Source organism: Streptomyces sp. NPDC090442, from assembly GCF_044769405.1.
Lineage (GTDB): Bacteria > Actinomycetota > Actinomycetes > Streptomycetales > Streptomycetaceae > Streptomyces.
The window spans coordinates 1-7565 of sequence record NZ_JBIVXW010000148.1; the positions used below are offsets into that span (position 1 = coordinate 1).

At 60.7% G+C, this 7565-nt stretch carries 1 protein-coding gene; it reads right to left on the reverse strand.

Features of this window, described 5'->3' with window-relative positions; translation table 11 throughout:
- A partial coding sequence (locus ACIQU6_RS43260) for a DUF6603 domain-containing protein (RefSeq protein ID WP_403487994.1) occupies positions 1-7403 on the reverse strand: 7403 nt, incomplete at its 3' end.
- Positions 7404-7565: the final 162 nt, after the last annotated feature.

Genomic DNA, 7565 nt, shown 5'->3' on the forward strand with positions numbered 1-7565 from the left:
GGGGGGCCCCAGATGTCGAGGTCGACACCGACCTCCACGGACACCCTCACCCGGATGAACCACACCTTGACGGTGGCCGCCGCCCCCACCCGCACCCCTATCGAGGTGAGGAACTGGAACGGTTTCCACTGCATGAGGGTGTGCAGGCTGACGTGCATCCATGCTTGGAGATGGATGGCGCCGCCGGCGGCGTAGTCCAGGTCCAGACGCCCGCCGAACATCGAGATGTTGGGGACGACCGCGCCGTAGATGCTTCCCGTAGCGGTGATGTTCCCGCCCGGAGACCAGGAGAAGAGCGTCAGGCTGCCCATGGCGGGGTAGCGGGGGGCGATGGCGGGGTGGTAGCCGCCGGCGGACAAGGCGAAGTCGCCCCGGCGTGTGCCCGCTGTCCACAGGCGCATGGCCACCGGCCCGTCCAGGTGCAGACGGCGGTCCATGAAATAGGAGCCGGGCCCGGCCGTGGTGTCGTAGAACAGCAGGCCCTCAACAGGCTTGCGGCGCATCGTGTAGTCGACGTTGACATGCGCGGCCATAACCAGGCCCCCGGTCGGCGGGAAACGCAGGGTCTCGCGCCCCAAGACCACGGTATCTGTGTCCTGGCTGCTGCTGTCATCGGCCGACAGCAGCCCCTTCGCGTGCATGAATTCATAGATGCTGTACTCGATGCCGCCAGCCATCCACCACCGGCCCTGCTGCACCGTCAGCCAGCCCCCGCGCTGCAGCAGCTCCAAAGCCTGCCGAGCCGTCAGCCGCCCACCGCCCGCATCCAGACGCTGCACCAGCGGGAACGAGTCCTCCTCGCCCCGGGCCGGCAGCCGCACACCGGTATGCACGCCCACACCAGCCGACAAAGCCAGCACAGCCAGCGGCCACACCCCCCCGGCCACAGCCCCGTGCGCCCGGTGCTCCTCCGCATACAGCAGCAACGACGGCTGAGGTGACCGATACTCCCACAACGCCGACATCGCCAACATCACCGACGGCCCCTGCGGCGTCAGCATGATCTCCGCCACCACCTCCCCGCCCAACGCCGTGTCGCCGGGCTCCGGCACCAAAGCACCCGCGAGGGTCACCCCCACCCCGGCCCCCTGCACGCTCGCCCCCGCGAGAGTGACCCGGCAGACGAACCCATCGCCCTCCAACGACACGGCGAAACCCAGCTGATCTGGCTCGAAACGCAGGCCCCCCACCCGGATACCGCAGTCCAACCGCACCAGCAGCTCATCCCCACAGACAGCCCGCACCCCCGCAATCTCCACCGGCCCCAAACGCACCCCCACCACACCCCGTCCAGACACCGTCCCCGCCCGGACAGGCACCGGCACACCGGCCTGCGAAGAACCCGCGCCCCCTCCTGGAACCGACATCGCAGGCCCCCGCTCCCCGCCCGCCCGCACCGATGGCCGGCCGGGCCAGGGCACGATCTCCACCCCCTCATCCGTACCCGACGCGGCATGCGTCACCGCCGCACACCACCCCGCCCCGTAACCCTCCTCCCCCACCGGAAGCAACGGCGTCCCCACAGGAAGATCCCTCCCGATCACCGCATTGACCTCACCCGCCTCCTCCACCGACACAGCACGCGAGCAGAACACAAAATGCACATGAGGAACCCTCACCGCCCCCGCCGGCAACCCCAGCAACGGCAACACCACACCATCCAGACCCACCCCAGCCTCCACCACCCCCACCACCACCGAACCCCCAGGACCAGCAGCCCCACCGCTTACGGCGGTTCTCAGAACCACGACCCGCGCATCCACCCCACCCGCACCTGGCGCCTCAGCGCGAGCAGTAGCCGCAAAACCCCCCGCAGGAACACCATGCTCCACCACACCACTCAGACCCGGAACAATCACACGCGGCGGAACAGCCCCCGACGCACCCGCCCGCCCCAACAAACCCACCAACGAATCCACCGGCGCTTCCTTCACGGTGAATCGGACCGGCTCGGTTAGCCGAGTGTCACCTCTTACAATGGTGGCGTGGTAAGTTCCGGGCACCCATGTAGAATCTGTCTGTACCTGCTGACTTCCGTAGGCCGATGGAAGTATCTGCTCGTAGACGGTACTTCCCCCGTCACGCCATATATTGAGAGTATCGCGTGCAGAATCCCATTGGCGGATGGAATAGTCGAGTCTGATCTGTTCGCCGACCGTGAAGTCTAGATCGTTGATGCGGAGTTTTGCGTCTTCGATCTCCCGATTCGTGTATCCCACGTAGGCCAGCACGCCTGACGGGATGAGCGCCGCAAGGTCTACGATCATTTTGAGCAGTACAAACTTTCCCTTAATGGCTGGGTCTCTTTGCACGCTTGCTACAGCACCGAACACATCCGGCACGCACAGCAGAATGCCAGACAGAGTCAAGGACAGCGCAAACAAATCAGGCTTTCCGCGCATGGCCCAGTCAAATGCGAGCATGGTTATGTAAAGGAAGGCGAATATTTCGACGGCCAGCGAAAGGATAAGTTTGCCCTCTGCGGCGGTCTGCACTCGCTTGTAGAATTTAAGCACCCACGCCATCCCCAATCCGAAGGCCGCTATTCCCCAGTATGTCCACGTGTAAGCATCTCTCGCGAACCCCTCTGCGGCCCCGCAGAATGCAAGGTCAATCGAGAGAATAGAGTATTCGATCGCTGCGAGACCGATGACGATGCGGGATCCTGGTGTTCCGCCGGGCAGCTCGGCCCCGTATTCGACTCCGTCGAGGGCGGCTGCGAATAGTGATCCACAGGCTCTGACGATTCCTGCCATCTCTCCGAAGAAGTTGAAGGGGTTGGGTGCCAGCACCCTGGTTTCATCGTGCTCTGCTTGTGTACTGGGAGTCATGTCGGGTAGTTTGCCACCGGGGAACGGCTCGTGTGCGACTCCGTGAGCCAACTTGTATGCGATGGTGACGGGGAAGGCCAAGATAAGAGCGGTCACGGACGCCAAAGTACAAGGAACTCCGCCTCCTGTTACCCAGTTCCACGCAGCATCCACTATCGTGGGAAGTTTAAACTCAGTGGTCATGGCAATGCGGATGAGAGACAGGAGATCGCGCGCGAGAGATATTGCTGCGGAGATTGCCTCAATTGTCATGTCTATGGCATGAAGTGCAATCTCCTCAACGAGGTCAAGCAGGTGTTTGACTGCGGTGGAGAAGAGACCAGAAGGGCTGCTGGTGATTTCCTTGAATTTTTCCGTAGAGCCCGTAGAGCCCGATGTCAGGAAATCTTCTTCTGATTCTACGGAGCGCCCGAGGTTGCTGATCAGGTCAGGTGCCGGCGAAGGGGCAGTCGCGTCTATGTCTTTGACGTCTACTTTATCATGCAGCCAGTTTGCGTGAGGGTCTTCAGTCTGTTGCTGGTAGCTGCCGGACTCCTCTTCGATGCTCGGTGCCACATCGACCAATTCCTGGAGTCCAGCTTCGTCACGGATGCGCTGGAAAGCCCGTTGCACGGCGCTCTTCTGCCCCTCGGCCCATCCTGAAAGTCCCTCTTCGTAGAAGTCAAGGGAGCCTTGAGCGCGGGCCAGCGCGAAATCGATCGCCTCAATCAGCCCCTTCTGAGTGTTTCGGATCGCATCGAAGTCGAACAGGGCCTTCAGCCAGTCGATAGCGTCCTCGACCCGGGATTTAATAGCCTCGAATACCTGAACGGCCAAGCCGGCAAGTTCTTGCAAGGACTGCCAGGTCGCGCTGGCTGCTTTGACAATCTTCCCGCCCACGTAGATAAAGAGGTCTGCGGTCCTGTTGGCCACATCCACAAGGAACTTCTGCACTCTCAGTGCACCTGCAGTGACGCCCTCCCATGCGTCGCCAAGTGCGCTGACAACCCAGTCCCAGAACCCTTCTGCCTCGCCATCACCAAAGCTGGCCGTCCGAGCTGCAGAAAGTTCCTCCTGAGTTTCGAGGGCACGAAATCTCACCCCTCCTGCCGCTTCCAGGTCCACATCAAAACCCGCGCCGGAGAACGTGCCGATGCTAGCCTGAGCCATGGCCTGGAGAGCCTGTGCCGCTTGAGCCACTGTGGCGCGTGCAGTGGCTGCAGGTACCACGAGAGAGCCGTCGGAACGCCGGGCCGTCGCCAGCGTCCGTCCGTCCTCGTCAAAGGGAGGAAGAGCGCCGCCCGGGCGTAGCTCCTGCCCTGAGGAATCCACTACAGGCGGGTTAGTGGGATTCAAGTCGTCCTTGATGCCGGAGAGGTAGGCCACTATGTCGCCTGACAGCCGCACAGTGCGAGGGACGAATCCGGGGACTGTCACTTGAATCTCTGGACCCCCGAGGCCTGTAGCCGGCGCAGTGAACGCCAGTCTGCCGTACATGTCCGTGCGCGCGGGTGTGGGATCACGGCTGATCCAGTGAGAGCGGCCGCCCAGGAGGATCTCGAAACCCGGTGCACCGCGCGGCACTGCCAGTGTCACTGGGGCGTCTGGTACCCGCCCTGGCACCGTGAGTATTGCGCGGTAGCGGGTCGTCTCCATAGCTTCGGTCCGCGCATGACCACTGACCACCGCAGCATCACCGACCAGGACGTGCGAATGGGACCATCGGCCCGACCGCCGGTCCCGTACATGCGCCCACAGACCAGAACGCGGCGTGTCCGTGCGGTGAGCCCTCCAACCCAGGTACACCTCGGGTTCGTCCGCTAGCGGGGCAAGCACCGTTTCAGCCCCGATAGGTATGGCTTCCCCCCACTCCGGAACCGGCCAGTCCGGAACGTCAGGCACAGGCGGCTTGATCCACCGCTGCACCCAGGCGGCATCCCGGCTACCAGGCTTCAACGGATCGCCCAGGCTGCCCGTATAATAGATGACTCGCCCGCCAGTTTCATCGGGCTGGTGCATCACCTCACGGATGTAAGCGCGATCAGTGTCGCTTCCGACCGAGATCGGTGCACCGATGAGGCTGCTCACTTCCCCAAAACTGATTCTTTCTTCATAGGCGACTCGTATCGCTCGGACTTCCGACCCAGCCTTGAAGAGTATTTGGAACCCACCCGGGTCAGAATCAGAATAGAATCCTCCCGCCATCGCTGTGGCGCCATCAATATGGTGGGCCGCACCAGTGAGAGTGGAAGAGTCGGGGTCGAACATGGTGATATGAAGCACCCCGTCCTTGACAACTGCCAAGGCCATACTGCCAGCCGTCGAAGGCGCGACGGGGACAAGGTAGAAGTCACTGTCCTGCGGGTTTTCCGGTAATCCTGCAACGTCGCCCAGGCTGACCATTTTAGGCACCGGCGTCCCGGCACGGCTGTTGACGCAGAAGAGGAGCAGGCGATAGCCATGTTCCACGTCAGGTTCCTGCTCCAAAGCGTAGACAACGGGCTGTCCGTCAGATGTGTGGACCGGGCGTGGAGCACGGGCAGTAGGGCCGGAGACATTCACTAAACGACTCCAGTTGCTGGTCAGCGTCTTCTCCGAATAGTAAAGGCCAGATTCGGGCCCGGTGGTCTGCAAAAAAGCAATTGCACGGTGCCCCAGGGAACCAGGCACACCGCTGCCCGCAGTCAACGCAGCGATGCTTTCTACGCTGAGATTCTGGCCGCTGTCTGCGAAAGGAAGCAACGTGACCCAGCCCGTCGGGGACGCCTCTCTTCTTCGGATGTACTGCACGTCGGCTGCAGACTGCCCGGCAGTTCGCATGAGGGCTTCCAGGCTCTCCACGCCAGTCCCTAGCACATCATCTGGCCTGCGGAAAGCAGCCAGCAGTCCTGCGCCGCTGCCTGGTGAAAGAACCTCATCGCCAACAGTGACATCCTGTGCAAGCTCAACCGAGTCAGCCAAACCTGCCATGCTGATCGTGAACGCTCGAACCGCCACTCTTCCCGATGACGCGGTGAATAACAGTGACAGCTTCCGTGCTCGTAACCCGGCCTCCATAGTCGGCTCATACAAAAAATCGGACTGCCCAGCTGGGATATCAGTCAGGTCTTTCCATCCGCTCTCTGCATCGCCCGAGTACCTCAGCTTGCACGCTGGTGCTTCATAACCCCCGTCCCCGTCCCCCAACGCAAGGAAAATCTGTGGAACTGAAATTTCTGCGCCGAAATCCACCTCAATATAATCGCCAGAGCGGACGGCAAAATAGCTCAAAAAATACGTTCCTGGATCCCCGTCCACCATGCGGTCTGGCTCATATTCCTTGAGTGTCCAACTCCTTCCCGGCATTATCGGATCATATTCAACATACCGGGAAAATGTTCTAGCCGAATTGCTCTCCGTCTCGAACGATCGTATAGCAATCTTGTCCCCTTCGCGCAGCATTCCGGTAATACGCATGCGCAGGTGACGGGTTACCAGCCTCTTCTCAGGCGTGACCCATGAATCTGGCACGCTCGGATCAACCCACCCCACCCGAACCCAGCTGAAGCCGTCAGGAGATGACTCGAGCACCGAGTTGGGAGGCCGGAAACCTCCTTGTGTATCCCCCAACAGTAAATGAATCCGAGAGATATCCTGAGCAGTCCCAAGGTCAAGTGAAATGGACGGAAATGCCGGTGTCTCAGAGCCCGCTGGGCCACTCAGATAGTATGTGTCAGACTTCCCGTCCAGCATCCCTCCCAAGCCATGAGGTTCGGTGACACCGAGGTCGGAACGGGCATGAGCGGGAGAACTGACAAGATCCGCCTCGAACAAACAGACTTGTATTCTCCCAGAACTGTCGTCCAGCATGCGCATACGAAGAAAACGGGCTAGTATCTCCGAACCCGGTTCAGCTGCATAGGACAGCTGAACCGGCGCACCTGCCCCTCCAGAATAGACAGACAGCTCATTCCAGATGCGACCGTCTTCAGAGAATTCCAGAACAGCCTTCGGCGGGCGAAGCGCACCGAACGACATCACCGCCGAGCGCACGTAGTCAGCGCACTTCAGGTCAACGGCAATCCAATCCCCGGCCGACACATGAAGGTTGCTGGTGAACGAAGAATCAGATTTGCCGTCCAGAATATTCTCCAGCTCATACCCGGGACTGGCGTCGATATTGGAACGAGCAGAAGGCTGCGGACCCTCGAACGGCTCATAAGGGAGGCCTGCTGTGAAAGCCCTCACTGTCATCGGGCGGGACGCTCCAGGATCGGGGAAGAGAGCCTGCACGTAACGAGCCTGGAATTTTACTCCCCGATAATAAAGCCCGACGCTCGGATCGAAAGTCGTCGGTAAATCCAGCCAATTTTCCTTGTTGGTAGAATACTGCAGGGTCCCGCTAGGTATATCGCTTCCCAGCATGTACACACTCTCAATGAACTGCAGCGAATCAAGCTCAAACATGATCCAGTCATCACTGCTGGCAGGTCGCTCACTGCGATAGGAAGTCCTTCCATCGCCGTCAATTATGCACTCAGGAGGGTACCCTGGCTGCTCCTTGATGTTGCTGGCGGCGTCTATGACTCGGGCGTAGATGTCCGTGTAAATCATGGTGCAAACTCTCCTATACTGTCACGGCAGCTGTAGATAGCCGCGCTGGGCTTTCTGATCATGGTGTCAGGGCTGATGCAAGTTCCTGTTGATCATGCGTCTGGCCTGGTGGGAGCCTCCGTGACGAGAAGAGCCGAAGTTCCGTTGGGATCAGCTGAGACT